The sequence below is a fragment of the Gammaproteobacteria bacterium genome, from assembly GCA_035501935.1.
Taxonomy (GTDB): Bacteria; Pseudomonadota; Gammaproteobacteria; order JAJPIJ01; family JAJPIJ01; genus JAJPIJ01.
In genome coordinates, this window is sequence record DATJVC010000034.1 from 44,244 (window position 1) to 69,913 (window position 25,670).

41 protein-coding genes are annotated in these 25,670 nt (G+C 60.8%); 6 read left to right on the forward strand and 35 right to left on the reverse strand.

Features of this window, described 5'->3' with window-relative positions:
• Window positions 1-60: 60 nt before the first annotated feature.
• From VMH34_09330 to VMH34_09340, 3 genes are read left to right on the forward strand one after another with little or no spacing between them, the layout of a single operon-like run.
• Complete coding sequence (locus VMH34_09330; GenBank protein ID HTT08975.1) at window positions 61-864, forward strand: prohibitin family protein; 804 nt, start codon at window positions 61-63, stop codon at window positions 862-864.
• 6 nt (window positions 865-870) lie between these two features.
• Entirely contained in the window at window positions 871-1,248 is a 378-nt protein-coding gene (apaG, locus tag VMH34_09335) for a Co2+/Mg2+ efflux protein ApaG (GenBank protein ID HTT08976.1), read from the forward strand.
• A 3-nt stretch (window positions 1,249-1,251) separates the two neighbouring features.
• A complete protein-coding gene (locus tag VMH34_09340) occupies window positions 1,252-2,094 on the forward strand; it encodes a symmetrical bis(5'-nucleosyl)-tetraphosphatase (protein HTT08977.1) in 843 nt (280 codons plus the stop codon).
• On the opposite strand, the gene VMH34_09345 is transcribed toward VMH34_09340, so the two are convergent.
• From VMH34_09345 to lgt, 3 genes are read right to left on the reverse strand one after another with little or no spacing between them, the layout of a single operon-like run.
• Window positions 2,095-2,664 (reverse strand): dihydrofolate reductase, encoded by a 570-nt coding sequence (locus VMH34_09345; protein ID HTT08978.1) that lies wholly within the window; start codon window positions 2,662-2,664, stop codon window positions 2,095-2,097.
• A complete protein-coding gene (locus tag VMH34_09350; protein ID HTT08979.1) occupies window positions 2,661-3,455 on the reverse strand; it encodes a thymidylate synthase in 795 nt (264 codons plus the stop codon). The genes VMH34_09345 and VMH34_09350 overlap by 4 nt, the downstream gene beginning before the upstream one ends.
• 3 nt (window positions 3,456-3,458) lie before the next feature.
• Entirely contained in the window at window positions 3,459-4,244 is a 786-nt protein-coding gene (gene lgt, locus VMH34_09355; protein HTT08980.1) for a prolipoprotein diacylglyceryl transferase, read from the reverse strand.
• Between the two features lie 83 nt (window positions 4,245-4,327).
• Here lgt and VMH34_09360 point away from each other — a divergent pair, with 83 nt between their 5' ends.
• From VMH34_09360 to VMH34_09370, 3 genes are all read left to right on the forward strand, one after another.
• Window positions 4,328-5,122, forward strand: a complete 795-nt coding sequence (locus VMH34_09360; GenBank protein ID HTT08981.1) for an SDR family oxidoreductase — start codon at window positions 4,328-4,330, stop codon at window positions 5,120-5,122.
• Window positions 5,119-7,209, forward strand: coding sequence for a thioredoxin domain-containing protein (locus tag VMH34_09365; protein HTT08982.1), 2,091 nt, complete (start codon window positions 5,119-5,121; stop codon window positions 7,207-7,209). The genes VMH34_09360 and VMH34_09365 overlap by 4 nt, the downstream gene beginning before the upstream one ends.
• Before the next feature lie 81 nt (window positions 7,210-7,290).
• Window positions 7,291-8,817 (forward strand): hypothetical protein, encoded by a 1,527-nt coding sequence (locus VMH34_09370; protein ID HTT08983.1) that lies wholly within the window; start codon window positions 7,291-7,293, stop codon window positions 8,815-8,817.
• A 63-nt stretch (window positions 8,818-8,880) separates the two neighbouring features.
• On the opposite strand, the gene VMH34_09375 is transcribed toward VMH34_09370, so the two are convergent.
• From VMH34_09375 to tuf, 32 genes are all read right to left on the reverse strand, one after another.
• Window positions 8,881-9,813, reverse strand: a complete 933-nt coding sequence (locus tag VMH34_09375; GenBank protein HTT08984.1) for a carbohydrate kinase family protein — start codon at window positions 9,811-9,813, stop codon at window positions 8,881-8,883.
• Window positions 9,814-9,827: 14 nt separating this feature from the next.
• Window positions 9,828-11,045, reverse strand: coding sequence for a PQQ-dependent sugar dehydrogenase (locus tag VMH34_09380; protein ID HTT08985.1), 1,218 nt, complete (start codon window positions 11,043-11,045; stop codon window positions 9,828-9,830).
• Window positions 11,045-11,773 carry an SAM-dependent chlorinase/fluorinase gene (locus VMH34_09385; protein ID HTT08986.1) on the reverse strand — a complete coding sequence of 243 codons (729 nt, stop codon included), beginning with the start codon at window positions 11,771-11,773 and terminating at the stop codon, window positions 11,045-11,047. Before VMH34_09385 ends, VMH34_09380 begins: the two co-directional genes overlap by 1 nt.
• Window positions 11,774-11,837: 64 nt before the next feature.
• A complete protein-coding gene (gene rplQ, locus VMH34_09390) occupies window positions 11,838-12,218 on the reverse strand; it encodes a 50S ribosomal protein L17 (protein ID HTT08987.1) in 381 nt (126 codons plus the stop codon).
• A 31-nt stretch (window positions 12,219-12,249) separates the two neighbouring features.
• Window positions 12,250-13,248: a DNA-directed RNA polymerase subunit alpha gene (gene rpoA, locus VMH34_09395; GenBank protein ID HTT08988.1), complete on the reverse strand. Its 999-nt coding sequence runs from the start codon at window positions 13,246-13,248 to the stop codon at window positions 12,250-12,252.
• Between the two features lie 46 nt (window positions 13,249-13,294).
• Window positions 13,295-13,918, reverse strand: coding sequence for a 30S ribosomal protein S4 (gene rpsD / locus VMH34_09400; protein HTT08989.1), 624 nt, complete (start codon window positions 13,916-13,918; stop codon window positions 13,295-13,297).
• Window positions 13,919-13,953: 35 nt separating this feature from the next.
• On the reverse strand, window positions 13,954-14,394 hold the full coding sequence (gene rpsK, locus VMH34_09405) for a 30S ribosomal protein S11 (protein HTT08990.1): 441 nt from the start codon (window positions 14,392-14,394) through the stop codon (window positions 13,954-13,956).
• Between the two features lie 17 nt (window positions 14,395-14,411).
• Complete coding sequence (rpsM, locus tag VMH34_09410) at window positions 14,412-14,789, reverse strand: 30S ribosomal protein S13 (GenBank protein HTT08991.1); 378 nt, start codon at window positions 14,787-14,789, stop codon at window positions 14,412-14,414.
• A 95-nt stretch (window positions 14,790-14,884) separates the two neighbouring features.
• A complete protein-coding gene (rpmJ, locus tag VMH34_09415; GenBank protein HTT08992.1) occupies window positions 14,885-14,998 on the reverse strand; it encodes a 50S ribosomal protein L36 in 114 nt (37 codons plus the stop codon).
• Between the two features lie 24 nt (window positions 14,999-15,022).
• On the reverse strand, window positions 15,023-16,360 hold the full coding sequence (gene secY / locus VMH34_09420) for a preprotein translocase subunit SecY (protein HTT08993.1): 1,338 nt from the start codon (window positions 16,358-16,360) through the stop codon (window positions 15,023-15,025).
• A 2-nt stretch (window positions 16,361-16,362) separates the two neighbouring features.
• Window positions 16,363-16,797: a 50S ribosomal protein L15 gene (gene rplO / locus VMH34_09425; protein HTT08994.1), complete on the reverse strand. Its 435-nt coding sequence runs from the start codon at window positions 16,795-16,797 to the stop codon at window positions 16,363-16,365.
• A gap of 3 nt (window positions 16,798-16,800) precedes the next feature.
• Window positions 16,801-16,986, reverse strand: coding sequence for a 50S ribosomal protein L30 (gene rpmD, locus VMH34_09430; GenBank protein HTT08995.1), 186 nt, complete (start codon window positions 16,984-16,986; stop codon window positions 16,801-16,803).
• 8 nt (window positions 16,987-16,994) lie between these two features.
• On the reverse strand, window positions 16,995-17,510 hold the full coding sequence (rpsE, locus tag VMH34_09435) for a 30S ribosomal protein S5 (protein ID HTT08996.1): 516 nt from the start codon (window positions 17,508-17,510) through the stop codon (window positions 16,995-16,997).
• 20 nt (window positions 17,511-17,530) lie between these two features.
• A complete protein-coding gene (rplR, locus tag VMH34_09440; protein HTT08997.1) occupies window positions 17,531-17,890 on the reverse strand; it encodes a 50S ribosomal protein L18 in 360 nt (119 codons plus the stop codon).
• Between the two features lie 22 nt (window positions 17,891-17,912).
• On the reverse strand, window positions 17,913-18,446 hold the full coding sequence (rplF, locus tag VMH34_09445) for a 50S ribosomal protein L6 (protein HTT08998.1): 534 nt from the start codon (window positions 18,444-18,446) through the stop codon (window positions 17,913-17,915).
• Window positions 18,447-18,468: 22 nt separating this feature from the next.
• On the reverse strand, window positions 18,469-18,864 hold the full coding sequence (gene rpsH, locus VMH34_09450) for a 30S ribosomal protein S8 (GenBank protein HTT08999.1): 396 nt from the start codon (window positions 18,862-18,864) through the stop codon (window positions 18,469-18,471).
• 38 nt (window positions 18,865-18,902) lie between these two features.
• Window positions 18,903-19,208, reverse strand: a complete 306-nt coding sequence (rpsN, locus tag VMH34_09455) for a 30S ribosomal protein S14 (GenBank protein HTT09000.1) — start codon at window positions 19,206-19,208, stop codon at window positions 18,903-18,905.
• Window positions 19,209-19,223: 15 nt separating this feature from the next.
• Window positions 19,224-19,769 carry a 50S ribosomal protein L5 gene (gene rplE / locus VMH34_09460; GenBank protein HTT09001.1) on the reverse strand — a complete coding sequence of 182 codons (546 nt, stop codon included), beginning with the start codon at window positions 19,767-19,769 and terminating at the stop codon, window positions 19,224-19,226.
• A 14-nt stretch (window positions 19,770-19,783) separates the two neighbouring features.
• Window positions 19,784-20,101 carry a 50S ribosomal protein L24 gene (gene rplX, locus VMH34_09465; protein HTT09002.1) on the reverse strand — a complete coding sequence of 106 codons (318 nt, stop codon included), beginning with the start codon at window positions 20,099-20,101 and terminating at the stop codon, window positions 19,784-19,786.
• A gap of 20 nt (window positions 20,102-20,121) precedes the next feature.
• Window positions 20,122-20,490 carry a 50S ribosomal protein L14 gene (gene rplN, locus VMH34_09470; protein ID HTT09003.1) on the reverse strand — a complete coding sequence of 123 codons (369 nt, stop codon included), beginning with the start codon at window positions 20,488-20,490 and terminating at the stop codon, window positions 20,122-20,124.
• Between the two features lie 30 nt (window positions 20,491-20,520).
• Window positions 20,521-20,802: a 30S ribosomal protein S17 gene (gene rpsQ, locus VMH34_09475; protein HTT09004.1), complete on the reverse strand. Its 282-nt coding sequence runs from the start codon at window positions 20,800-20,802 to the stop codon at window positions 20,521-20,523.
• Window positions 20,799-21,005, reverse strand: coding sequence for a 50S ribosomal protein L29 (rpmC, locus tag VMH34_09480; protein HTT09005.1), 207 nt, complete (start codon window positions 21,003-21,005; stop codon window positions 20,799-20,801). The genes rpsQ and rpmC overlap by 4 nt, the downstream gene beginning before the upstream one ends.
• Window positions 21,006-21,419: a 50S ribosomal protein L16 gene (gene rplP, locus VMH34_09485; GenBank protein HTT09006.1), complete on the reverse strand. Its 414-nt coding sequence runs from the start codon at window positions 21,417-21,419 to the stop codon at window positions 21,006-21,008.
• A gap of 17 nt (window positions 21,420-21,436) precedes the next feature.
• Complete coding sequence (rpsC, locus tag VMH34_09490) at window positions 21,437-22,126, reverse strand: 30S ribosomal protein S3 (protein HTT09007.1); 690 nt, start codon at window positions 22,124-22,126, stop codon at window positions 21,437-21,439.
• Between the two features lie 14 nt (window positions 22,127-22,140).
• Entirely contained in the window at window positions 22,141-22,476 is a 336-nt protein-coding gene (rplV, locus tag VMH34_09495; GenBank protein HTT09008.1) for a 50S ribosomal protein L22, read from the reverse strand.
• Window positions 22,477-22,478: 2 nt separating this feature from the next.
• Entirely contained in the window at window positions 22,479-22,757 is a 279-nt protein-coding gene (rpsS, locus tag VMH34_09500; GenBank protein ID HTT09009.1) for a 30S ribosomal protein S19, read from the reverse strand.
• Window positions 22,758-22,766: 9 nt separating this feature from the next.
• A complete protein-coding gene (gene rplB / locus VMH34_09505) occupies window positions 22,767-23,594 on the reverse strand; it encodes a 50S ribosomal protein L2 (protein HTT09010.1) in 828 nt (275 codons plus the stop codon).
• Window positions 23,595-23,610: 16 nt separating this feature from the next.
• Complete coding sequence (rplW, locus tag VMH34_09510; GenBank protein HTT09011.1) at window positions 23,611-23,901, reverse strand: 50S ribosomal protein L23; 291 nt, start codon at window positions 23,899-23,901, stop codon at window positions 23,611-23,613.
• Entirely contained in the window at window positions 23,898-24,515 is a 618-nt protein-coding gene (gene rplD / locus VMH34_09515) for a 50S ribosomal protein L4 (GenBank protein HTT09012.1), read from the reverse strand. Before rplD ends, rplW begins: the two co-directional genes overlap by 4 nt.
• A gap of 4 nt (window positions 24,516-24,519) precedes the next feature.
• Window positions 24,520-25,164 (reverse strand): 50S ribosomal protein L3, encoded by a 645-nt coding sequence (gene rplC, locus VMH34_09520; GenBank protein HTT09013.1) that lies wholly within the window; start codon window positions 25,162-25,164, stop codon window positions 24,520-24,522.
• 26 nt (window positions 25,165-25,190) lie between these two features.
• Window positions 25,191-25,502, reverse strand: a complete 312-nt coding sequence (rpsJ, locus tag VMH34_09525; GenBank protein ID HTT09014.1) for a 30S ribosomal protein S10 — start codon at window positions 25,500-25,502, stop codon at window positions 25,191-25,193.
• A 28-nt stretch (window positions 25,503-25,530) separates the two neighbouring features.
• Window positions 25,531-25,670: elongation factor Tu (tuf, locus tag VMH34_09530; protein ID HTT09015.1), on the reverse strand; the 140-nt coding region annotated here is incomplete at its 5' end.

Below are 25,670 nucleotides of genomic sequence, written 5' to 3' on the forward strand. Positions count from 1 at the left end.
AGAACCATGCCCAAACATAAGTCCCTCGTGGTCAAATCATCCACTTCAGGAGGTCATCCCATGCTGAACACCGTATTTCGCGCCATCGCCGTCATCATCGGTGCCTTGATTATATTCAGCATCGTCAACCCGGTGGTTATCGTCGGCCCCGGCGAGCGCGGCGTGCTGGTGCGCCTGGGCAAGATCGAGGAGCCGGTATGGGGTGAAGGTCTGCATCTGCGCATTCCGATCCTGGACAAGGCGGTGATCATGGACGTCAGCATCCAGAAGGAACAGACCGAGGCCGACGCCTCCTCCAAGGACCTGCAGGACACCCACAGCACCATCGCCGTGAACTACCATATCGATCCCGATCAGGCCCATCACGTCTATCAGTCGCTACGCAAGGAATACATTCAGCGCGTCATCGATCCCAACGTGCAGGAAGTCGTCAAGGCGGTGACCGCGCGTTACACGGCGGTGGAACTCATCACCCAGCGCGAGAAGGTGCGGGATGAGATCAAGGACATCCTGCGCGAGCGACTGGCCCAGCGCCATATCATCGTCGATGATTTTTCCATCGTGAATTTCCGTTTCTCGCCGCAGTTTGCCCAGGCCATCGAGGCCAAGCAGACCGCCGAGCAGCTGGCACTCAAGGCCCAGCGCGACCTCGAGCGCATCAAGATCGAGGCGGAGCAGAAGATCGCCTCGGCGCAGGCGGAGGCCGAGTCGTTGCGCCTGCAGAAGGAAAACGTCACCGCTGAACTTGTGCAGCTGCGGCAAATCGAAGCACAGATGAAGGCCATCGACAAATGGGACGGTCACCTGCCGCAGGTCACGGGCGGGGTCACGCCTTTCATCAACATCAACCCGACACGCCCGTAAAAGCACATGCCGCATCCACATGACATCCAGGTCTCCGTACAGACCCGTTATATCGATGATCAATCGGCGCCGGAGGAGAATCATTACGTCTTTGCCTATACCATCACCATCCTCAATGCCGGCTCGGTGCGCTCCAAGCTGCTGACCCGCCATTGGGTCATCACCGACGCCAACGGCCGGGTGCAGGAGGTGCGCGGCGAGGGCGTGGTCGGCGAGCAACCGCACCTCGCGCCCGGCGAGGCCTTCCGCTACACCAGCGCCGCCGCCATCGAGACCCCCATCGGCAGCATGCAGGGCAGTTATCAGATGGTCGGTGACGATGGCGTGCGCTTTGACGCACCCATCGCGCCCTTTCGCCTCGCCGTTCCCCAGAGTTTCCATTAGCTGATGTCTGTTTATGCCATCGGCGATATCCAAGGCTGTTTCGCCGAACTGCGGGAATTGCTCGATGTCCTGAAGTTCGACCCGGCGCGGGATCGACTGTGGTTCACCGGCGATCTGGTCAATCGCGGCCCGGATTCGCTCGGTGCGCTGCGTTTCGTGCGCAATCTCGGCGACCGCGCCATCACCGTGCTGGGTAATCATGATCTACACCTGCTCGCCTGCGCCTGGGGCAAGCGGAAACCGCATCGTAAGGATACGCTCGATGACGTGCTGCGCGCGCCGGATCGCGATGAACTGCTGGACTGGCTGCGGCGGCTGCCGCTGCTGCATTGGGACCCCGCGCTGGGCTACACGCTCATCCACGCCGGCCTGCCGCCGCAGTGGGACATCGCGCAGGCGCAGGCACTGGCGCAGGAGGTGGAAGCCGTGCTGCGCTCAGAGAAGATTACCGCGTTCCTGGAGGAAATGTACGGCAACGAACCGGATCACTGGCGCAAAAATCTGCACGGCTGGGAGCGATTGCGTTTCATCACCAACTGCCTCACCCGCATGCGCTACTGCGACAAAAAAGGACGTGTTGATCTCTCGGAGAAAAATGCGCCCGGCCGGCAGAAAAAAGGACTATTACCGTGGTTCACCGTGCCCGAACGGCGCAGCGCGGAGGAGCCGTTGATCTTCGGTCATTGGGCAACACTGCGTTTGACCGGCATCAATTACCGTGCCCATAACGTCCATGGCATCGATACCGGCTGCGTCTGGGGTGGTGCTCTGACGGCTTTGTGCCTCAATGATGGCCGCGAAATCCAGATAAAAAGCCGCACGCGCGTGGCAGGCACTGCAGAATAGCTATCTCCGATCGATATTCGATGCTGACTTTTTAGTTGTTTTCTTTCCGGCGCGACTTTTACGTTGATGAGAAATACGCTCAAGTACGAGGAAACTATAAGGATCAGCATTAAGCTGTTTTAACCTGCGCTCATCTTTTTTTATGATTTCCCACTCATTCATATCAATTGGGGGGAAAGTAGTATCCCCAAAAAAACGACTGCCTTTTATTTGTGTAAGGTAAATCCGAGACACAAACGGAAAAAACTCTTTATATATTTCACCTCCACCGATCACCATAATTTCTGTTTTCTCTGTTGCTAACTTCTTCGCCATATTTAGTGCACTTTCTACAGAGTGAGCAACCGTACAACCCGACGCTAGGAAATTGCGATCTCGTGTCACTATGATATTAGTACGTCCCGGCAAAGGTTTGCCAAGCGATTCGAAGGTGCGTCGCCCCATGATAATGGCTTTCCCCATGGTAATCTTTTTGAATCTGCGAAGATCCGACGGAAGACGCCAAGGTAATTGATTGCTCCAGCCAATAGTAAGCCATTCATCAACCGCAACAATGATCGAAACTCTCATATCGCAATAGGGGCCGTAATTGCCGGATGCGGCTCATACCCTCGCAACGCGATATCCTCATATCGGAACGCGAACAAATCCTTCACCGCCGGATTAAGGCGCAGGGTGGGCAAAGCGTGCGGCGTGCGCGTCAGCTGCAGATCCACCTGCTCGAGATGATTGAGATAGATGTGCGCGTCGCCCAATGTGTGTACGAACTCACCGGGTTTGAGACCAGTGACCTGCGCGATCATCATGGCGAGCAACGCGTAGGAGGCAATGTTGAACGGCACGCCGAGAAACATATCGGCGCTGCGCTGATAGAGCTGGCACGACAGTCGGCCATCCGCGACATAAAACTGGAACAGCGCATGGCACGGCGCCAGCGCCATCTTATCGATTTCACCCGGATTCCATGCCGTCACAAGCAAACGTCGCGAATCCGGATCCTTGCGGATGCGATCGATGACATCGCTGATCTGATCGATGACACGACCATCGGCGGCCCGCCAGTAGCGCCACTGTGCGCCATAGACCGGGCCGAGGTCGCCGTTCTTGTCCGCCCATTCGTCCCAGATGGTCACACCGTGCTCCTGCAACCACTTCACGTTGGTGCCGCCGCGCAAAAACCACAGCAGTTCATAGATGATCGACTTCATATGCAGCTTCTTGGTGGTGAGCAGCGGGAAACCCGCAGCAAGGTCGAATCGCATTTGCGGACCGAATATGGACAGCGTGCCGGTGCCGGTGCGGTCGCCTTTGCGCACGCCATGCGTGCGGATGTGGCGCAATAGATCGAGATAGATTTGCATGGATTAAGAGCGGCGATTGGCTGTCCACAACATCCAGACGCCGAACAATATCACCGGCAGCGACAGCAACTGACCCATGGTGAGCCAGTCCCAGGCCAGGTAACCGAGTTGCGCATCCGGCTGGCGTACGAATTCGACCAGAAAACGCAAGGTGCCGTAACCCAGCAGGAACAGGCCGGCCACCGCACCCGTGGGCCGGGGCCGTTGTGAGTACCACCACAAGACCACGAACAGCAGCACGCCTTCCAGCCCTGCCTCGTAGAGCTGCGAGGGATGGCGCGGGATGCCGCCGGCGTCCGGATTGGGAAACACCACGCCCCACGGCAGATCGGTCGGCGCACCCCATAATTCCCCATTGATGAAGTTGGCAATGCGGCCCAGACACAGACCGATGGGAACAACCGGCGCCAGGAAATCCGCCACGGCGCGGAAGCCCCTGCCCGTGAAATGCCCGAAAGCGGCCAGCACCAGCAACGAAGCAGCGAGGCCGCCGTGGAACGACATGCCACCCTGCCAGACCTTGAAGATATCCAACGGATGCGCCAGATATACCGGCAGGTTGTAGAACAGCACGTAACCCAGACGCCCGCCCAGCACGACGGCAAGCGCGCTGTAGAAAACGAGGTCGCTCACCTGCTCCGCGTCCCAACCGGAGCCCGGGCGGGCGGCACGCTGGTTCAACAGCGTCCACGCCGCGAGAAAACCGGCGACATACGCCAGCCCGTACCAGCGTATGGCCAGCGGCCCCAGATGCACGGCGACGGGATCGATGTTGGGAAAGGCGAGCATGCGGGAATTTTGAAATAAGACCTTCATTCTATCAGGTCGGCCTCGCGGTATGATGTATGGATATCCATCCATCGGAGACCGTCATGACCGGCCCATCAACCTCAAAACCCATTGCGCTCATTACCGGCGCCTCCAGCGGGATAGGACTTGAACTCAGCCGGTTATTTGCCGCCGGCGGCTATGCACTGGCGCTGTCGGCTCGCCGGACCGCGGAACTCAACCAGCTTGCGGACGAACTCAAAACTGCGCACGGTACGCCTGTAACTGTGTTCCCCCTTGATCTTTCACAACCGGGCGCGGCCCGCGAGTTGTGGACCCAGGTGGAAAAGGCAAATTTGCAGATCGATGTGCTGGTCAATAATGCAGGTCTGGGCATCACCGACGCCTTTGTCGCGACGGATCCGGCCGCCCTGGAAACCATGCTGCGTGTCAACATGGAGGCCCTCACCATGTTGACGCGCTACGCGCTGCCGGCCATGTTGCAGCGCCGTCGTGGACGCATCCTCAATGTCGGTTCCGTGGTCGGCTACCAGCCCGGCGGCCCCGGCATGGCCGTGTATTACGCCTCCAAGAGTTATGTCCTGTCGTTCTCACGCGCCCTGACCGTGGAGTTGCGCGGCAGCGGCGTCACGGTCACAGCGCTGTGCCCCGGCACGACGCGTACCGAATTCGAACAAAGAGCCGGTGAGAAGGCGGGCCGCCTGTTCCGCCTGATGCGGCCCATGGATGCCCGGACCGTTGCGATGGCCGGTTATCAGGGACTGCACGCCGGGCGCGCCATCGTCATCCCCGGCCTGTTCAACAAGATAATGGCCGTTGCCGGAGAACTGCCGCCGCGTCAGATTGCGCTCGCCGTCAACCGCATATTGTTGTCATGACCTCCGCCGCAAGGGCTCACCGTAACGCCCTCGCAGGCGAAACCAGTCCGTATTTGTTGCAGCACGCCGGGAACCCGGTGGACTGGCATCCGTGGGGCGATGAGGCGCTCAAGCTCGCGCGCGAGACGGGCAGGCCCATCCTGCTGTCGGTGGGCTACTCGGCCTGTCACTGGTGCCACGTCATGGCGCACGAATCCTTTGAGGACGAAGAGACGGCGGCATTGATGAACGAGCACTTCGTCAACATCAAGGTTGATCGCGAGGAACGCCCCGACCTCGACAAAATCTACCAGACGGCGCAATACCTGCTGACCCGGCGCTCGGGTGGCTGGCCGCTCACCATGTTCCTCACCCACGATGACCATGTGCCGTTCTACGGCGGCACCTACTTCCCGGGCGAGCCGCGCTGGGGCATGCCCTCGTTCAAGGATTTGCTGCGGCACATCGCCGAGGTGTACCGCGAGCGGCTGCCTGAACTGCGTGAGCAGAACCAGGCCGTGCTGGAGGCCCTGCGCGGGCAGATGTCCACGCAAAACGACGAAGATCTCCCTGCGCCCTCCTCCGAACCGCTGCTGAAGGCCCGGCGCGACATTGAAAACGGTTTCGACGCGGTCGACGGCGGCTTCGGCGCGGCGCCCAAATTTCCGCATCCACCCATGCTGGAGCGGCTGTTACGGCATCACGCCGCATCCGTGGCAGCGGGTGAGTCCGATGCGCCGGCCCTGCATATGGCGGTGTTCACCCTGCGGAAAATGGCGGAGGGCGGCATGTACGACCAGATCGGCGGCGGCTTCGCGCGCTATTCCGTCGATGCCCACTGGATGATCCCGCACTTCGAGAAGATGCTGTACGACAATGCGCAGTTGCTGGGGCTGTACGTGCAGGCTTGGCAAATTACGGGCGATCCCTGCTTCCGCCAGATTGCGATGGAAACCGCCGACTGGGTGACCCGCGACATGCAATCTCCGGAAGGCGGCTATTACTCTTCGCTGGACGCCGACTCGGAGGGACACGAGGGCAAGTTTTACGCTTGGTCGCGCGAGGAAGTGCGCGCCCTGCTGACGGATGCCGAATATGCCGTCCTCGCACCACATTATGGTCTTTCCCATGCGCCGAATTTCGAAGGGCAATGGCATTTTCACGTCATGCAATCCCTTGAAGACGTTGCGGCAGCTGCAAAACTGGAGATCACACAAGCACGCGAATTGCTAAACTCCGCGCGCGCAAAGCTACTCACAGTACGCAACAAGCGCATCTGGCCCGGACGCGACGAGAAGATTTTGACCTCATGGAACGCGTTGATGATCAAAACCATGGCGCTGGCGGGATTTCATTTGGATCGCCAGGATTATCTCGACAGCGCACGGCGGGCGCTGGATTTTCTGCGCGCGCGCATGTGGCAGGGCAATCGCCTGCTTGCGACATACAAGGACAACCACGCGCATCTCAATGCCTATCTGGACGATTACGCCTTCCTGATTGATGCGCTGTTGATGATGCTCTCCGTGCACTGGCGCGATGAGGACCTGGCCTGGGTCACAGCGCTGGCCGATGTGCTGTTGGAGCAGTTTGAAGACAAGGAGAAAGGCGGCTTTTATTTCACCGCGCATGATCACGAGCAGCTCATCCTGCGCAGCAAGACCTGCGCCGATGAGGCGCTGCCCGCCGGCAACGGCATCGCCGCGCTGGTGCTGGGACGATTGGGACACTTGCTTGGGAATGAGCGCTATTTGCTGGCTGCCGAACGCACGCTCAAATCCTGCTGGCTCGCTATCTTGCAACATCCCTCCGCGCATCTGACCCTGCTCTCGGCACTCGAAGAATTATTACAACCGCCACAGACCGTAGTGTTGCGCGGCACTGGTGATGAACTCATCGCCTGGCAGCGTATCGCCATGCGTGGTTACGTCCCCCGCCGTCAGGTCTTTGCCATTCCCACCGATGCCCAAAATCTGCCATCGCTGCTGGCCGCGCGTGAACCTTCCAAAAGCGGTACAGTGGCTTATGTCTGCGAAGGCACCCACTGCGAAGCCCCGGTATCCAAGTCAGGGGAACTTGAGAAACTAGTAGAGAAAATAGACGGTTGATCTTAAAATTTAAATAATCTGAATCACCAAATGTGATATGTATGTAACGATAAACATCGGGGCTTTTTCTTTTGCCTCCTAATGAACGAAAAACCGCTCTATGATCGTTTGCAACATCTTGACCTCGGGAACGGAGTTGCCGAGCACGATAACTTGCTCTGGAAATGCATGGTCGAAACTCAGCATTTCACCGATTTACTATATGATCGCGCTGACCTCGTGTTAGGAAGCAAGGGGGCGGGGAAATCTTCTCTTTTTCGAATGTTTGGTGAGATTCTGGAAGATAAACTTCTCACGGATTGGAAAACAATAGTTGTTTCTGGTGTCGAAACCCAAGGTGAACCAATTTTTAAATCTTATGCCAACCACTTTCAGAGATTTTCTGAATCACAATTTGAAACATTTTGGAAAGCATATCTTTTAAGTCTTATATATAACAGGATATGTTACGATGATAAAATTAAAGCAATATTTATTCCTCACGAAGCTGAACTTAAAAATTTCAAAAAACTCTACGAGAATCTCGGACTCATTGATGCCGGAAAAGTCACCTCCCCAACAAAATTACTTAAGCTTATATGTGCATTTACAATAGCCGCAATTGAAGGTGTAAGGGCGGCATGGGACGTCGACAAGAACCAAATAGTTTGGGGGCTTAATTTCCGCGAAAAGATTGAAGAAGGTTATCAGGAAGTTGTCGTGCCAAATTTAGAAAATATGGACACGGTCTTGTGCATCGACGCACTTTCAAATTTAGTAAAGATAAGTGGATATAAAGTCTGGATAATTCTTGATCATCTTGACGTTGTTTTCAAAAGGCGTTCCTCGGAAGAAACTAAGGCACTAAGGGCTTTGCTCAAGGTGCTATATGCATTTACTACAAACCATATAAGACTAAAAATATTCTTGCGTGATGACATACTTGACGCGATTAGTTCAGATTCGGAGGAGCCGCTGGCGGCTGTTTCTCACATCACTGCACGGTCTGCGCCAAATCTTAAATGGACGTCCGATTCTTTATGCGTAATGATCATAAAAAGACTGGCTGCTGATCCTTGGCTTTCTCAGGAATATAACCTCAATCCTAATAAATTAGACGACGTTGACTATGCGCGCGAAAGCTTTCAGAGGATTTTTGCTCTGAAATACGTCAGACAGCTGGCGTTTGATTGGATCTTTTCTCTTCTTTCGGATGGACGGGGTGTTGTTACTCCACGCGATTTAATTGACCTGCTTAAGAAAGCTCTGCACATTCAATCCCTCTGGCTTCAAAAGCATCCTGATAAAAAAGAATTTATGACCATTACAGCTATACAGGAAGCTTATCATGAGCTTTCGAAAAATAGAAAAGAGACCGTTCTTCAAACAGAATTTTCCCATCTTATGCATTGGATTCGGAAGCTTGAGCGAAATAAGGAGAAATATTCGAAAGACGAATTGCCTCTCGTTTTTGGCGATGAGGCTTATAAAGCAATTTCGACTTTACAAGCAATAGGTGTAATCCAATTTGATCATAAAAAATCTTGTTACCGCGTTGCCAAACTATACAGTCCTGGACTCCAAGTATATGCTACTAGGGCAAAAAAACAGCCATCCCAACCATGTTGAAACCAGTTGATCCTGCTATTTTGATTAGTAGAAATTTCGAATTATTAATATCGATGTACGACGCTAAAGGTTGCGCTGGAAACTTTCGCGGAAGCGGGCCCAGAAATCGTCCTTGCTGAAACGGTGGTTCTGGGTGCCGGCGGATTCGATCTTGATGGCGCCCATGAGCGCGGCGATGCGCCCCGTGGTCTCCCAATCAAGCTTGTTCATGAGGCCATATAGAAGACCCGCCCGATAGGCATCGCCGCAGCCCGTAGGATCAACCAACTCCTTGGCTTTGGCAATCGGGATATCATAGGTTTTCTCCTTGGTATGGATCGAGGAGCCATCGGCGCCGCGCGTCACGATCAACGCCTGCACCTGCTGCGTGATCTGCTCGATGCTCAAGCCCGTGCGATCCTGCATCAACTGCCATTCGTAGTCGTTCAGCGTCACCCAGGCGGCCTGCGTGAGGAATCGTCGCAGTTCATCGCCGTTGAACATCGGCATGCCCTGGCCGGGATCGAAGATGAAGGGGATGCCCGCGGCGGCGAACTGCGCGGCATGTTCGACCATGCCATCGCGGCCGTCGGGGGCGATGACGCCGATGGTCACGCCGTTCGCCGACGCGACTTTATTCATGTGCGCGAAATTCATCGCGCCGGGATGGAAGGCGGTGATCTGGTTGTCGTCGAGATCGGTGGTGATAAACGCCTGCGCCGTCAGCATGCCGGAAATTTCGGTGACGTGCCGGTCTGGAATCTGATTCTCTCCCAGCCACTGCCGGTAGGGGCGGAAATCGCCGCCGACCGTGCCCATTGGCAGCGGCCAGCCGCCGAGCAGTTTGAGGTTGTAGGCGATGTTGCCGGCGCAGCCGCCGAATTCGCGCCGCATCCGCGGCACCAGGAAGGACACGTTCAGGATGTGTATCTTGTCGGGCAGGATGTGGTTCTTGAAGCGGTCTTCAAAGACCATGATGTTGTCGTAGGCGAACGAACCGCAGATCAGCGCTGACATGAATGCTCCCTGGTTTATTTTGTTGCCGCGTACGACACGCGCCAGATCTTGCCTGCGCCGTCATCGGACACCAGCAGCGAGCCATCCGGCAGTTGCAGCAGGCCGACCGGCCGGCCCCAGACTTCCTGCCGGTCCTCGCCCAGCATCCAGCCCGTCAGGAAATCCTCCGGCCCGGAAACCGGCTTGCCGTGACTGAACGGCACAAAGACCACGCGGTAACCTGCATGTTTGGCGCGGTTCCACGAACCGTGCAGGGCGACAAAACAACCGTTGCGGTATTTCTCTGGAAACTGCGAGCCGGTGTAGAACAGCAAACCCATCGCGCCGGCATGGCCGCCCAGCAACACGCTGGGATAGAGCGTCTTTGCCACCAAATCCGGTGCCTCGCCCTTGCGGCGCGGGTCTTCGTGCGGGCCGATATAGGCATACGGCCAGCCGTAGAAGCCGCCCTGTTGCACGCGCGTCAGGAAGTCCGGCGGCAGGTCATCGCCCAAGCCGTCGCGTTCGTGCGAGGTCGCCCACAGTTCACCGGTCACGGGGTTCCAGCCCAGCCCCATCGCGTTGCGTATGCCCGAGGCGTAAATCTCGTGCCCGCTGCCGTCGGGACGGTAGCGGTTGATCGCCGCGCGGATCGCGGGCTCGCCAGCGTTCACGTTCGAGCCGGAACCGACGCTCACGTACAGATATTCGTGCTTGGCATCGAACAGCAGCGTGCGCGTGACATGGCCGCTGTCGGTGCCTTCAAGCGAGATCACCTCCTCGCCCTTGCCGACGGTCATGGCATTGCTGTCGTAGGGATAACGCTTGACGGAGGTGGTCTCGGCGACGTACAGCCAGCGGTCGTGGAAGGCCAGACCGAACGGCCCGGTGAGATCATCGATCAGTGTCTTGGTGCTGCCGTCGCGGATCACCATGATTGCGCCGGCGTGCATGGCGGACACCAGCACCTCGCCGCCCGGCCCCAGCAGCATGTAGCGCGGCCCCGGCAGGCCGGTGGCCCATTCCGCGACCTTGAATCCCGGCGGCAGTTTCAGTTCCACGCCCGGCGGACGGGGAATGATGTTTGCCGGATTGGCCACCGAGGGCGTTGCAAATGGCGGCGGCAGCCCCTGTGCCGGCAGATTCACCGGCAGTCCCTGCTGGCTATTCTCGACTGCAACGGCGGACATGGCCGCCGACACACCAAGAAGAATGGTCATCCATTTGCGCCACACGGTTACGGTTCGTTTCATCAGGAAGCCTCCACTTTTACGGCGTCACCGACCGACAGATCATAAACGTGATCGGCGCGGCCCTGGTTGACCGCGATTTCGACCAGCCCGTTGGCATTTTCATACCAGAAGCCCTCGCCCAAACCGGCCTCCGCGAACGTCTTCAATCGCGGCAACGATCGCCCCTTGACGCGCAGCGCGGCGCCGGCGGGCATGGTCGAGGCCTGCAGGCCGGTCATGGCGTTGCCGAAGTGATCGAGGTAGATAATCTCCGCCAGATCGTCCGGCCAGTCCGGGAAACGCAGGCCCGCCGTGGCCTTCAGATCCACCGGCTGCCCTGGAGCCAGCATGGCGGCGACCGGCGCGTAGAGATCGCGCCCGTGAAAACTGTGGGAGAGCCGCTCGGGACGCCAGAGGATGTGGTAATTCTCCACTTTCTTCCCGCGCCGCCGGATCATTTCAAATTGGCCGTTATCCGGACCGACGTAATCCCTGCCGTCACAGCGCACCACGCCGGGCTGGTGCTGCGCCGTGCCGACCCCCGGATCGACGACACAGACAAACACGCTGCCCGCGGGAAAGGCGGGAGCGTAGGCTGCCAGCAGATAGGCCGCCGCGCGCGGATTGTGCGCCGGCACGTCGGCAAAGAGGTTGACGACGGCTGCCTGTGGCGCAATGGCGTGAATACTGGCCTGCATCTGCCCGATGTAGGGCCCCTCCCAGCCGAAGTCGGTGAACAGGACGATCATCGCGGCAGTATAAAATGAAAACCGGGCGCGCGGCCCGGTTTTTGGCGATCGACGGCGGATTGAATCAGGTTTTCGCGGCCGGTGCGGCGGGACGATCCACCAACTCGACGATGGCCAGCGGCGCGCTGTCGCCGCGGCGGAAGCCACGCTTCAGGATGCGCAGGTAGCCACCCGGACGCTTGGCGTAGCGCGGCCCCAGTTCCTTGAACAGCTTCGTGACCATCTCGCGATCGCGCAGACGGTCAAAAGCCAGACGCCGATGCGCCAGGCTGTCCTTCTTGGCCAGCGTGATGAGCGGCTCGGCGGTGCGGCGCAGTTCCTTGGCCTTCGGCAGGGTCGTGGTGATGAACTCGTAGCGGAACAAAGACTGCGCCAGGCTGCGCAGCACCGCCTTGCGGGCGGAACTGTCGCGGCTCAGTTGGCGGCCGACATTACGATGACGCATGGCTCATTCCTTCCAGACCGGGTGGCAATAATCAGCCAGAGACCTTGGCGGCCAGCGACGCCGGCGGCCAGTTTTCCAGGCGCATGCCGAGTGACAACCCGCGCGCGGCCAGCACTTCCTTGATCTCGGTCAGTGACTTCTTGCCGAGATTGGGGGTCTTGAGCAACTCCACCTCGGTGCGCTGGATCAGATCGCCGATGAAATGGATGCTTTCGGCCTTGAGGCAGTTGGCGGAACGCACGGTCAGTTCCAGATCGTCGATCGGGCGCAGCAGGATCGGATCGACCTCCGCCTCAGCACGATGGGCGGCCTCGGGCTGCTCGGCGCCCTGCAGATCCACGAACACGGACAATTGATCCTTGAGCAGGTGGGCGGCATTGCGCACCGCCGTTTCCGGGTCGATGGCGCCGTTGGTCTCCACCGTCAGGATCAGCTTGTCCAGATCGGTGCGCTGCTCGACGCGGGCGTTCTGCACCTCGTAGGCCACGCGCCGGATCGGGCTGAAGCTCGCGTCCAGCTTGAGCCGGCCGATGGTCTGCCCGGTCTCCTCGGGCTGGGCGCGGACGGTGACCGGCTCATAGCCGCGGCCGCGCATGACCTTCAGCGTCATGTTGAGCTCGCCCGCCTCGGTCAGCGTGGCGATGTGCTGTTCCGGATTCACGATTTCCACGTCGTGGTCGAGGGTGATGTCGCCGGCCGTGACCTTGCCCGGCCCCTTCTTGTTCAGGGTCAGCGTCGCCTCGCGCTTGGCGTGCATGCGGATGGCCAGGCTCTTCAGGTTCAGCAGGATGTCGATGACGTCCTCCTGCACGCCGGGGACGGTGGTGTATTCATGCAGCACCCCGCTGATCTCCACCTCCACCACCGCGCTGCCCGGCAGCGAGGACAGCAACACGCGGCGCAGGGCGTTGCCCAGCGTGTGTCCGAAGCCTCGATCCAGCGGTTCGAGCGTGATCTTGGCGCAGCGCTCGTTCACCGGCTCGACGTCGACCAGACGGGGTTTCAGCAATTCGATTTCGGTTGCGCGCATCATGATTTCTCCTGCATTAGCGGGTGACTACAACCACGCCGTGCCCTTACTTCGAATACAACGCCACTACCAGCGCTTCATTGATGTCCGGCGGCAGATCGGCGCGGTCGGGAACGCTCTTGAACGTGCCCTCCATCCTGGTCGCATCGACCTCGACCCATTCCGGCAGGCCGAGCTGTTCGGCCACGGTCAGGGCGTCCTGGATACGCGCCTGCTTCCTGGCGTGCTCGCGGATGGCGATCACATCGCGGGGACGCACGCTGAAGGAGGGGATGTTCACGGTCTGGCCGTTCACGCTGACCGCCTTGTGGCGCACCAGTTGCCGGGCCTCGGCGCGGGTGGTGCCAAAACCCATGCGGTACACCACGTTGTCCAGCCGGCACTCCAGCAGCTTGAACAGGTTGTCGCCGGTGGCTCCCTTGCGGCGCGCCGCCTCGGCGTAGTAATTGCGGAACTGCCGCTCCAGCACGCCGTACATGTAGCGCAGCTTCTGCTTCTCGCGCAGCTGCAGGGCGTAGTCCGAGGTGCGGCGCTGGCGATTGTCGCCGTGCTGGCCCGGCGGCTTGTCGAGCTGGCACTTCGCCTCCAGCGAGCGCCCGCGTCCCTTCAAATTCAGGTCGGCGCCGTGACTGCGGCTCTTCTTGCACTTGGGCCCGATATACCTTGCCATGATTCTTTAAAGTCCCGAGGGGTGGTGTGAAAAAATCAAACGCGACGTTTCTTAGGCGGACGGCAGCCGTTGTGCGGAATGGGCGTGACGTCGGTGATGTTCGTCACCTTGAAGCCGGCGGCGTTCAACGACCGCACCGCCGATTCGCGCCCCGGTCCCGGTCCCTTGACGTAAACATCGAGGCTCTGCACGCCCAGTTCCTTCAGCGCCGCCGTCACCTTCTCGGCGGCCACCTGCGCGGCGAACGGCGTGCTCTTGCGCGAACCGCGGAAACCGGCGCCGCCCGCCGTCGCCCAGGCAATGACGTTGCCCTGTCGATCGGTGATGGTGATGATGGTGTTGTTGAAGGACGCGTGGATGTGCGCGATGCCGTCCACGACGGTCTTCTTCGTGCGTTTGCGGGCGCGCGGCGCGGCGGCGGGCGTTGCAGCCGCGGCGGCGGGGGTCGCCGGTGTCGGTGTTGGTGTGTCAGCCATGTTCCAAGTCGCTCAATTCAGGTGGCGGGAGTGGTGCTCAATTTCTTTATCGCCTTGCGCGGCCCCTTGCGGGTGCGCGCATTGGTGCGCGTACGCTGTCCGCGCACCGGCAACCCGCGGCGGTGACGCAGGCCGCGATAGCAACCCAGGTCCATGAGCCGCTTGATGTTCATCGAAATCTCGCGGCGCAGATCGCCCTCGACGGTGAACTTCGCCACCTCGGCGCGGATGGCGTCGAGCTGCGCGTCATTCAAGTCCTTGATTTTGGTGGTCGGATTCACGCCCACCGTCTTGCAAATCTCCCGCGCACGCGTTGGGCCGATGCCATAGATGTACCGCAACGCGATCTCCGCGTGCTTCTGCACCGGTATGTTTACGCCTGCGACTCGCGCCATGGGTCCACCCCTCTCAATTCAGAAATACGCCCCCTGCCCTGAAGGGGGCGGGGATTCTATGCGGATGGTGGGCTGGGATCAAGCGCATGCCTGCCTCAACCCTGCCGCTGCTTGTGTTTCGGATTCTTGCAGATCACCCGTACCACCCGCTTGCGCACGATGACGCGGCAGTTGCGGCACAGCGGTTTTACCGATGTCCTGACTTTCATGATTCCTCTCCGCGCGGCCGGCGCCTAACGCCGGATCCCCTTGAGATTGGCCTTCTTCAGCAGGCCGGAGTACTGATGCGAGAGCATGTGCGCCTGCACCTGGGCCATGAAATCCATGACCACCACGACAATGATGAGCAGCGATGTGCCGCCGAAATAAAACGGCACGTGAAACTTCGAGATCAGCAGTTCGGGCAGCAGGCACACGAGCGTGATGTAAATCGCGCCGGCCAGGGTCAGGCGCGTCATGACGCCGTCGACGTAATTGGCGGTCTGTTCGCCGGGACGGATGCCGGGGATGAAGGCGCCGGACTTCTTCAGGTTTTCCGCCGTGTCCTTCGGATTGAACACGATCGCCGTATAGAAGAAGCAGAAGAAAATGATGGCGATGGCGTAGAGCAGCGCGTGCAGCGGCTGGCCGGGCGCGATGGTATTGGAAATCGTCCGCAGCCAGTGCATGTTTTCGTTGCTGCCGAACCAGCTGCCGATCGTGGCCGGGAACAGGATGATGCTGGACGCGAATATGGGCGGAATAACGCCGGACATGTTGATCTTGAGCGGCAGGTGGCTGGCCTGGCCCGCGTAGATCCGCTGCCCCGACTGGCGCCGGGCGTAATTCACCGTGATCCGGCGCTGGCCGCGCTCGATGAAGACCACGATTCCCGTCACCACCACGGCCACGGCAAATAGCGCCACCACCATGACGATGTTGATCTCCTGCGTGCGCGCCAGTTCCAGCGTGCTGACCACGGCGCGCGGCAGGCCGGCGACGATGCCGGCGAAGATGAGCATGGAGATGCCGTTGCCCACGCCGCGTTCGGTGATCTGCTCGCCCAACCACATGAGGAACATCGTGCCCGTCACCAACGAGGTGACGGCGGTGATCTGGAACCCGAGGCCGGGATTCAGCACCAAGCCCTGGCCGCCGGCGCTCTGCCCTTCCAGCGCGATGGACACCCCCAGGGCCTGAAATACGGCGAGGATGACCGTGCCATAGCGGGAATACTGCATCAGCTTGCGGCGGCCGCTCTCGCCCTCCTTCTTCAATGACTCGAAGGCTGGCACCACCATGGTCAGCAACTGCACAATGATCGAGGCGGAGATGTACGGCATGATCCCCAGCGCGCACACCGACAGGCGTTGCAAGGCGCCGCCGGAAAACATGTTGAACATGTCGAGGATGGTGCCGTGCTCGAACAATTGCTTCAACGCGTTCGGATTGATGCCCGGCACCGGGATGTGCGTGGCGATCCGGAACACGATCAGCGCGCCCACCAGGAACAGCAGCCGGTCGCGCAGCTCGGTAAGCTTGCTCAAGCTCGGCAGGCCGGTGGTGCTTCTGTCTGTTGACGTTTTAGCCACTGTCACGCCTCGATGCTGCCGCCGGCCTTTTCGATCGCCGTGCGCGCGCCCTTGGTCACCGTCAGGCCCTTGATGGCCAGCGCCTTCTTGAGTTCGCCAGAGAGTATGACCCGCACGCGCTCGACGCCCGGGCCGATCACACCGGCCTTGCGCAGCGCCTCCAGATCGATGGGCTTGGCCTTCATCCTGGCCAGATCGCCCAGACGTACCTCGGCCACCGTATCCGCCGTCAGCGACTTGAAGCCGAATTTGGGCAGCCGGCGTTGCAGCGGCATCTGGCCGCCTTCGAAGCCCACCTTGTGATAGCCGCCGGCGCGGGCGTGCTGGCCCTTGTGGCCCAGGCCGCAGGTCTTGCCGATGCCGGAACCGCCGCCGCGACCGACGCGCAGGCGCTTGGTCCTGGCGCCCGCCGCGGGTTTGAGATCGTTCAAGCGCATGGTCTAATCCTCCACCGCCAGCAGGTAGGCCACCTTGCCGATCATGCCGCGGTTGGCCGGCGTGTCCTGCACTTCCACGCTGTGCCCGATGCGGCGCAGGCCCAGCCCCCGCACACAGGCCTTGTGGGCGGCCAGGCACTTGTTGGTGCTGCGCACCAGCCTGACTTTGATTCGTTTGGCCTTGGTCATGGTCCTTGTCACCCGGTGATTTCTTCGAGCTTCTTGCCGCGTTTGGCGGCGAAGCGCGCCGGATCGCTGATGCTGCGCAGGCCCTTCAAGGTGGCGCGCACGACGTTGATGGGATTCGAGTTGCCGATGCATTTGGCCAGCACATCCTGCACGCCCGCCACCTCGAACACGGCCCGCATCGGGCCGCCGGCGATGATGCCGGTGCCTTCGGAGGCCGGCTGCATATAGACCTTGGCGGCGCCGTGTCTGCCAACGACGGCATAGGGCAGCGTGCGGCCATTGAGCGCAACGCTTTTCATGTCGCGGCGCGCGCTTTCCATGGCCTTGGAGATCGCGGCAGGCACTTCGCGCGCCTTGCCGCGGCCGAGCCCGACCCGGCCCTCGCCGTCGCCCACCACCGTGAGCGCGGCAAAGCCGAAGATACGGCCGCCCTTGACCACCTTGGCGACGCGATTGACGGCGACCAGTTTTTCGCGCAAACCGTCGGTGTTTTCAGAAGCGGAAGAGGCTGCGTTGGTCATCATGCTGTCCTTGGAAATATTCGTTAAAACTCAAGGCCGCCTTCACGCGCGGCATCGGCCAGCGCCTTGATTCGGCCGTGATAATTGAATCCGGAGCGATCAAAGGCCACGCGCTTGACGCCCTTGGCCTTGGCGCGGCGGGCCACCAGCTTGCCCACTTCGATCGCGGCGTTGATGTTGCCGCCGTTCTTCATGCCCTTGCGCAATTCCTTGTCCACGGTCGAGGCCGCCGCCACCACCTCATAGGTGCCCGGAGCGAAGATCTGGGCATAGATGTGGCGCGGCGTGCGATGTACCGACAGGCGGTGCACGCTCAATGTCCTGATCTTGGAGCGCGTCCTGGTGGCGCGGCGCAAACGGGCGGTTTTTTTGGTGACGGACATGGAATTCTCGCTCGCTATATCTTTACGCCTTCTTGGTTTCCTTGCGCAGGATGACTTCATCGGCATACTTCACGCCCTTGCCCTTGTAAGGCTCGGGCGGACGGTAGGCGCGAATCTTCGCCGCCACCTGGCCCACCTGCTGCTTGTTGACACCCTTGACCACGATTTCGGTCTGGCTGGGTGTCTCGATGGTGATTCCCTCCGGGATTGCGAAGTTCACCGGATGCGAAAAGCCCAGCGTCAGATTCAGGGTCTTGCCCTGCACCTGGGCACGGTAACCCACGCCGTTGATTTCCAGTTTGCGCTCAAACCCGGCGGACACGCCGCGCACGGTGTTGTTGAGCAGCGCCCGCAGGGTGCCGGCCAGCTGGCTGGCCGTCTTGCTGCGTTCCTTCATGCCCACCTTGACGCTCTGCCCGTCCATGCTGACTTCAACGCCAGCGGGCACGCGATGGGCCATGGCGCCCTTGGCGCCCTTGATGGCGACATCGGCCCCGTTGATCTTGACCTCCACACCCTTCGGCAGGGGGATGGCTTTTCTGGCTACCCGTGACATGGTGTGATCCTCGAACCCTTGGTTAGGACACGATACAGACCAATTCACCGCCCACCCCCTGGGCGCGGGCGGCGCGGTCGGTCATCAACCCGCGCGAAGTGGAAACGATGGCGATGCCGTAGCCGCCGACGATCTTGGGCAGGGCCGATTTGCCGTGATAAACGCGGAGCCCCGGGCGGCTGACACGCTTGATCGATTCGATCACCGGCTTGCCTTCGTAATATTTGAGCCCGATGGTCAGTTGTGGCCGGCCTTCCAGGTTCCGCACCACGCAATCGGAAATATATCCTTCTTCCTTGAGCAGCTTGGCGACGGCCAGTTTGCGTTTGGACGAGGGCATGGCGACCTCCTGCTTGCGCAGGGCCTGTGCGTTGCGGATGCGGGTCAGCATGTCGGCGATCGGGTCTTGTAAGCTCATCGTAACGGTTCTCAACAGTTCTCTATATGTATGTGCAATCACCAGCTGGCCTTGACCAGGCCTGGCACGTCGCCGCGCATGGCGGCCTTGCGCAGCTTGCTGCGCGACAGCCCAAACTTGCGGTAATAGCCGCGCGTGCGGCCCGTAATCCGGCAGCGATTGCGCACGCGCGAGGGACTGGAGTCGCGCGGCATCTTCTGCAATTTCAAGGCCGCGGCGGCGCGTTCCTCCTCGCTCAGGCGCACATCCTTGGCCTTGGTGCGCAGTTCGTTGCGCTTTGCGGCGAGCTTCTTCGACAACTTGATGCGCCGGACCTCGCGCAGCTTCATCGATAATTTGGCCATGCGTTGACCTCTTGCCTATTGGTTGCGCAGCGGCAGGTTGAATGCCGCCAGCAGCGCGCGCCCGTGTTCGTCCGTGCGCGCATTGGTGGTGATGCAGATGTCCATGCCCCGGATGGCGTCGATCTTGTCAAAGTCGATCTCCGGGAAAATGATCTGTTCCTTGACGCCCAGGCTGTAGTTGCCGCGGCCGTCGAAGGCGCGCGGGCTCAGGCCGCGGAAATCGCGGATGCGGGGGATGGCCACGTTGATCAGCCGGTCGAGAAACTCGTACATCCGCTCGCGCCGCAGGGTCACCATGCACCCGATGGCCAGGTTTTCCCGGATCTTGAAGTTGGAGATGGCCTTGCGCGAACGTGTAACCACGGGTTTCTGGCCGGCGATCTTGGTCAGGTCCTCCACAGCGTGTTCGATGATCTTCTTGTCGGCGACCGCCTCGCCCACGCCCATGTTGAGCGTGACCTTGATGATGCGCGGCACCTGCACGGCATTCTTGAAGCCGAACTGTTTCATCAGGCCGGGAATGACCTTGCGGCGATAAAAATCTTGCAGTCGGGCGGTCATGATCGATCCTGTCCTCAGACGTCAACGACTTCGCCGTTGGATTTGAAATACCGCACCTTGCGACCGTCGGCCAGCACCCGGATGCCGACGCGATCCGGCTTCTTGGTCGCCGGGTTGTAGAGGGCGACATTGGCGGCGGCGATGGGCGCCTCCTTCTCCAGGATGCCGCCGGGCTGGTTCGCCTGCGGATTCGGACGGGTGTGACGCTTGATCATATTGACGCCCTCCACCACCACGCGGCCGTCGTCCAAAAGGCGCAGAACCTTGCCGCGCTGGCCGCGACTGCGGCCCGTGCGCACAATGACCTCATCTCCTCGCTTCAATTTCTTCATGGTGGTCTGATCCATCTTCCTTACAACACTTCCGGCGCCAGCGACACGATGCGCATGAACTGTTCGCCGCGCAGTTCGCGGGTCACCGGCCCGAAGATGCGGGTGCCGATGGGCTGCAATTGGTTGTCCAGCAACACTGCGGCATTGCCGTCAAAGCGGATGATCGAGCCGTCGGGTCGGCGCACGCCCTTCTTGGTGCGCACCACCACGGCGTTGAACACGTCGCCCTTCTTGACCTTGCTGTTCGGGATCGCCTCCTTGATCGACACCTTGATGAGGTCGCCGATGCCGGCATAACGGGCCTTGGTGCCCTTCAACACCTTGATGCAGAACAGGCGGCGTGCGCCGCTGTTGTCGGCGGCGTCCAGCACGGTGGTCATCTGTATCATGGTTGGTCCCTCATCATCCCGTGGCGGCGCTCAATCCTGCGCGGCCGCCCGTTCCACGATCTTCTGCAGGCGCCAGCGCTTGCGCCGCGAGATCGGACGGCATTCTTCTATCGCCACCGTGTCGCCTTCCTTGCAGGTGTTGTCGGCGTCGTGCGCCAGAAATTTGCTCGACCGCTGGATGTATTTTTTGTACAGCGGGTGCGTCACCACGCGTTCGACCCGCACGGTGATGGTCTTGTCCATCTTGGTGCTGACCACCTGGCCGATCAGCACACGGCGGTTCGCGGGATGATTGGCGGTCGTTTCAGTCATGTTTTGCCACCCTTGAGTCTCTGCTCGTGCATGATCGTCTTGATGCGCGCGATGTCGCGGCGCACCTGGCGCACCTGGCTGGGGCGCGCCACGGCCTGCCCCGTGCCCTGCTGCATGCGCAGGCTGAACTGTTCGCGGTGCAGATCCATGAGCAGGCTGTTCAGTTCCGCCGCTGTCTTCTGGCGTAATTCCTGGGCACGCATTTACAGCACCGTCCTTGCCATGAATGTGGTTTTCACCGGCAGCTTGGCCGCCGCCAGCCGGAACACCTCCCGGGCCTCGGCCTCGGTCATCCCCTCCATTTCGTAGAGGATGCGGCCGGGCTGGACCTGGGCCACCCAGTATTCCACCGCGCCCTTGCCATTGCCCATGCGCACTTCCAGCGGTTTCTTCGAGATCGGCTTGTCCGGAAAAACGCGGATCCACACCTTGCCGCCGCGTTTCATCTGATGCGTGATCACGCGCCGCGCCGCCTCGATCTGGCGGGAAGTCAGGCGCCCGCTGGAGGTGGCCTTGAGGCCGTACTCGCCGAAGCTGACCCGGCAGCCCTTGTGGGCAATGCCCGGGTTGCGCATCTTGTGCTGTTTGCGGTACTTGACCTGTTTGGGCTGCAACACGATGAATTCTCCCCGGCCTATTCCGTCGCTGCCGCCGGTTCGGCGTGCTCGGCGGTTTCCGCCCCGGTGGTCTCATCGCCAGCCAGAATCTCGCCCTTGAAGATCCACACCTTGACACCGATCACGCCATAGGTGGTCTTGGCCTCGGCGAAACCATAATCGATGTCGGCGCGCAGCGTGTGCAGCGGCACCCGGCCTTCGCGGTACCATTCTGTGCGCGCGATCTCGGCGCCGTTCAGCCGGCCGGCGACGGTGATCTTGATGCCCTGGGCGCCGAGTCGCAGCGCGTTCTGCACCGCGCGCTTCATGGCGCGCCGGAACATGATGCGCTTTTCCAGTTGATGCGCAACGCTCTCCGCCACCAGATAGGCATCGAGTTCAGGCTTGCGGATCTCCTCGACATTGAGCGTCACTGGCACACCCATCATGTCCGTCACCTTCTTGCGCAGCGCCTCGATGTCCTCGCCCTTCTTGCCGATGACGATGCCCGGGCGCGCGGTGTGGATGACGATGCGGGCATTGTGCGCCGGACGCTCGATCTGGATGCGGCTGACCGAGGCCTGCGCCAGCTGCTTGCGCAGGAACTCACGCACCTTGAGATCGGTATTCAGGTAATCGGCGTAATGTTTGGAGTCGGCATACCACTTCGAGGTCCAGTCCTTGACGATGCCCAGACGAATGCCGATCGGATTGACTTTTTGTCCCATAAGCCCTGACCGTCCTATTTTTTCTCGTCCAGCGTGATCATCACGCGGCTCGTGCGCCGCAGAATGCGATCCGCCCGGCCGCGTGCGCGCGGGCGCAGCCGCTTCATGGACGGCCCCTGATCCACCAGAATCGTGGTGACCTTGAGCACGTCGATGTCGGCGCCGTCATTGTGCTCGGCGTTGGCCAGCGCGGATTCCAGCGCCTTTCTGACGATGCCCGCCGCCTTCTTGTTGCTGAATTTGAGCAGGTTCATGGCCCGATCCACGGGCAGGCCACGCACCTGATCGGCAATCAAACGCAGCTTCTGCGCCGAGATGTGGGCATTGCGGTACAAGGCATGCGTAGCCATGGCTAGACCTCCACCTTCTTGCCGACGGCGGAATGGCTGCGGAAGATGCGCGTGGCCGCGAATTCACCCAGCTTATGGCCGACCATGTTCTCGGTGATGTACACCGGTACGTGCTGCTTGCCGTTGTGCACGGCGATGGTGAACCCCACCATGTCGGGCACGATAAGCGAGCGGCGCGACCAGGTCTTGATCGGGCGCTTGTCATTGCTGGCACGCGCCTTTTCCACCTTGGCAGCCAGGTGATGATCGATGAATGGACCTTTGCGAACTGAGCGTGGCATGGAATTTCCCTAGCGGTCGTTGCGGCGGCGGATGATCATGGATGCCGTGCGTTTGTTCTTGCGGGTCTTGTACCCCTTGGTCGGCTGGCCGTGCGGGGTCACCGGATGGCGGCCGCCGGAGGTCTTGCCTTCACCGCCGCCGTGCGGATGGTCAACCGGGTTCATCGCCACACCACGCACCGTCGGGCGGATGCCGCGCCAGCGCGTCGCGCCGGCCTTGCCGAGCGAGCGCAGCGAATGCTCCATGTTGCCGGCCTCGCCGATGGTGGCCCGGCAATCGACCGGTACCTTTCTGGTCTCGCCGGAACGAAGCCGCAGCGTGGCGTAGCCGCCTTCGCGCGCCACCAGTTGCACGCCGGCGCCAGCGGCGCGGCCCAGCTGGGCGCCTTTGCCCGGCTTCATCTCCACGCAATGCACGGTGGTACCCACGGGGATGTTTCGCAGTGGCAGGCTGTTGCCGGCCTGTATGGGTGCCTCGGCACCGGATTGCAGCGTGTCGCCCGCCTGTACGCCCTTGGGCGCGATGATGTAGCGGCGCTCGCCATCGGCGTAGATCAACAGCGCGATGTGTGCGCTGCGGTTGGGATCGTATTCCAGCCGTTCGACCTTCGCCGGCACGCCGTCCTTGTCGCGCTTGAAATCGATCAGGCGGTAAAGCTGTTTGTGCCCGCCGCCGATGTGCCGCACCGTCTGGCGGCCGAAGTGATTGCGGGCGCCGGTCTTGTTTTTGTGCGTGACCAGCGAGGACTCCGGCCGACCCTTGTGCAATTCAGGCGTGACCAGCTTGACGACCGCGCGGCGTCCGGGGGAGGTGGGATTGACCTTGACCAGTGGCATGATGGCGTCTCTATCGTCAGGGGGCCGCGCCAAATTCGATGTTGAAGCCCGGCTTCAGGCGCACATAGGCCTTTTTCACACCGCCGCGCCGGCCGGGCCGGTTGCGGAAATATTTGATCTTGTCGGGATTGCGGCAGACCTGCACCGCGGCGACCTGCACCTTGAACATGAGCTCCACCGCCTGTTTGATGTCGGCCTTGGTGGATTGCGGCTGCACGGCAAATACATAATGAGTGTCGGCCACGCGTGTGATCTTCTCCGACACCAGCGGCCCGACCAGCACGTTCATCAGTTTCTCGGCGTTCATTTGAGCCGCGCCTCCAGTTGTGTAAGCGCCGCCTTGGTGGCGATTACCTTGTCGAAATGCACCAGGCTCACCGGATCCAGTTCACGGGCCTCCAGCGCGTCCACGCCGGGGATGTTGCGCACGGCCAGCGCCAGATTCCTGTCCATCTTGTCCGTCACCAGCAGCGCGGACTCCAGCTTGAATTCGTGCAGCCGCGCGGCCAGATTCTTGGTCTTGTGCGACTCCAGGACCAGGGAATCCACCACCAGCAGGCGATCCTTGCGCACCAGTTCGGAGAGGATGGAGCGCATGGCCTGGCGGTAGGATTTGCGATTGACCTTCTGTTCGTAGTTGCGCGGCCGGGCGGCAAAGGCGCGGCCGCCGTGGCGCCACAACGGCCCGCGCGTGGTGCCGGCGCGGGCGCGGCCGGTACCTTTCTGTTTCCACGGCTTGGTATTGCCGCCGCTGACCTCGGCGCGGGTCTTCTGCTGCTTGGTGCCGGCGCGGGCGGCGGCCATGTACGCCGTCACCACCTGATGAATCAGCGGTTCGTTGTATTCCGCCGCAAACACGGCGTCAGCCACCGACACGCTGCCCGTCTTCTTCTTGCCGGTATCGAACAGGCCCAGTTCCATGGTCTTATCTCCGCACCTTGGTGGTGGGGCGGATCAGCACGTTGCCGCCACGCGCGCCCGGCACGGCACCGGTGACCAGGATCAACTGGCGATCCTTGTCCACGCCGACGACTTCGAGGTTCATTGCGCTGCGGCGCACGTTGCCGAGATGTCCGTACATGCGTTTGCCCTTGAACACGCGGCCCGGTGTCTGGCGCTGGCCGGTGGAGCCCGGGGTACGGTGCGACAATGAATTACCGTGGGTGGCATCGCCGGAGGCAAAGTGGTGCCGCTTGATGGTGCCGGCGAAGCCCTTTCCGATCGTGGTGCCGGCCACGTCGACCTTCTGCCCTGCCTTGAATAATTCCACGGTGAGGGTCTGGCCGGCGGCCAGGTCCTTGCCTTCGCCATCGGCCAGGCGCAGTTCCACAAAACCTTCGCCCGCCTCGACCGCGGCCTTGGCCAGCACGCCGGCGGTGGGCTTGTTCACGCGGTTCTGCTTGCGCCGGCCATAGGTCACCTGCACGGCGCGGTAGCCATCGTTATCCGTCGTCTTGACCTGGGTGATACGGTTGGGCAGCACCTCGATCACGGTCACGGGCACGGCGGCGCCGCTATCGTTGAAGATAGTGGTCATTCCGCATTTTCGTCCGACGATTCCGAGCGCCATGATTGCCGTCTCTAAACTGTCTTCATTCAATTCAATTTAATCTGCACATCCACGCCGGCCGCGAGTTCCAGCTTCATCAACGCGTCCACCGTCTTGTCGGTGGGATTGACGATGTCCAGCAGCCGCTTGTGCGTGCGGATTTCATACTGGTCGCGCGCGTCCTTGTCCGCATGCGGCGAGATCAGGATCGTGAACCGCTCCTTCTTGGTCGGCAGCGGGATCGGCCCCTTGACCTGCGCGCCGGTGCGCTTGGCCGTCTCGACGATCTCGCGCGTCGACTGATCGATCAGCCGGTGATCGAAGGCCTTGAGCCGGATGCGGATGGTTTGCTGGTTCATGGGCGTGGCACTTTTCCGTTCCCGATCATCACTCGATAATCTTCGCCACCACGCCGGCGCCCACGGTGCGCCCGCCCTCGCGGATGGCAAACCGCAAGCCCTCTTCCATCGCAATCGGGTTGATGAGCTTGACCACGAGTTTGATGTTGTCCCCGGGCATCACCATCT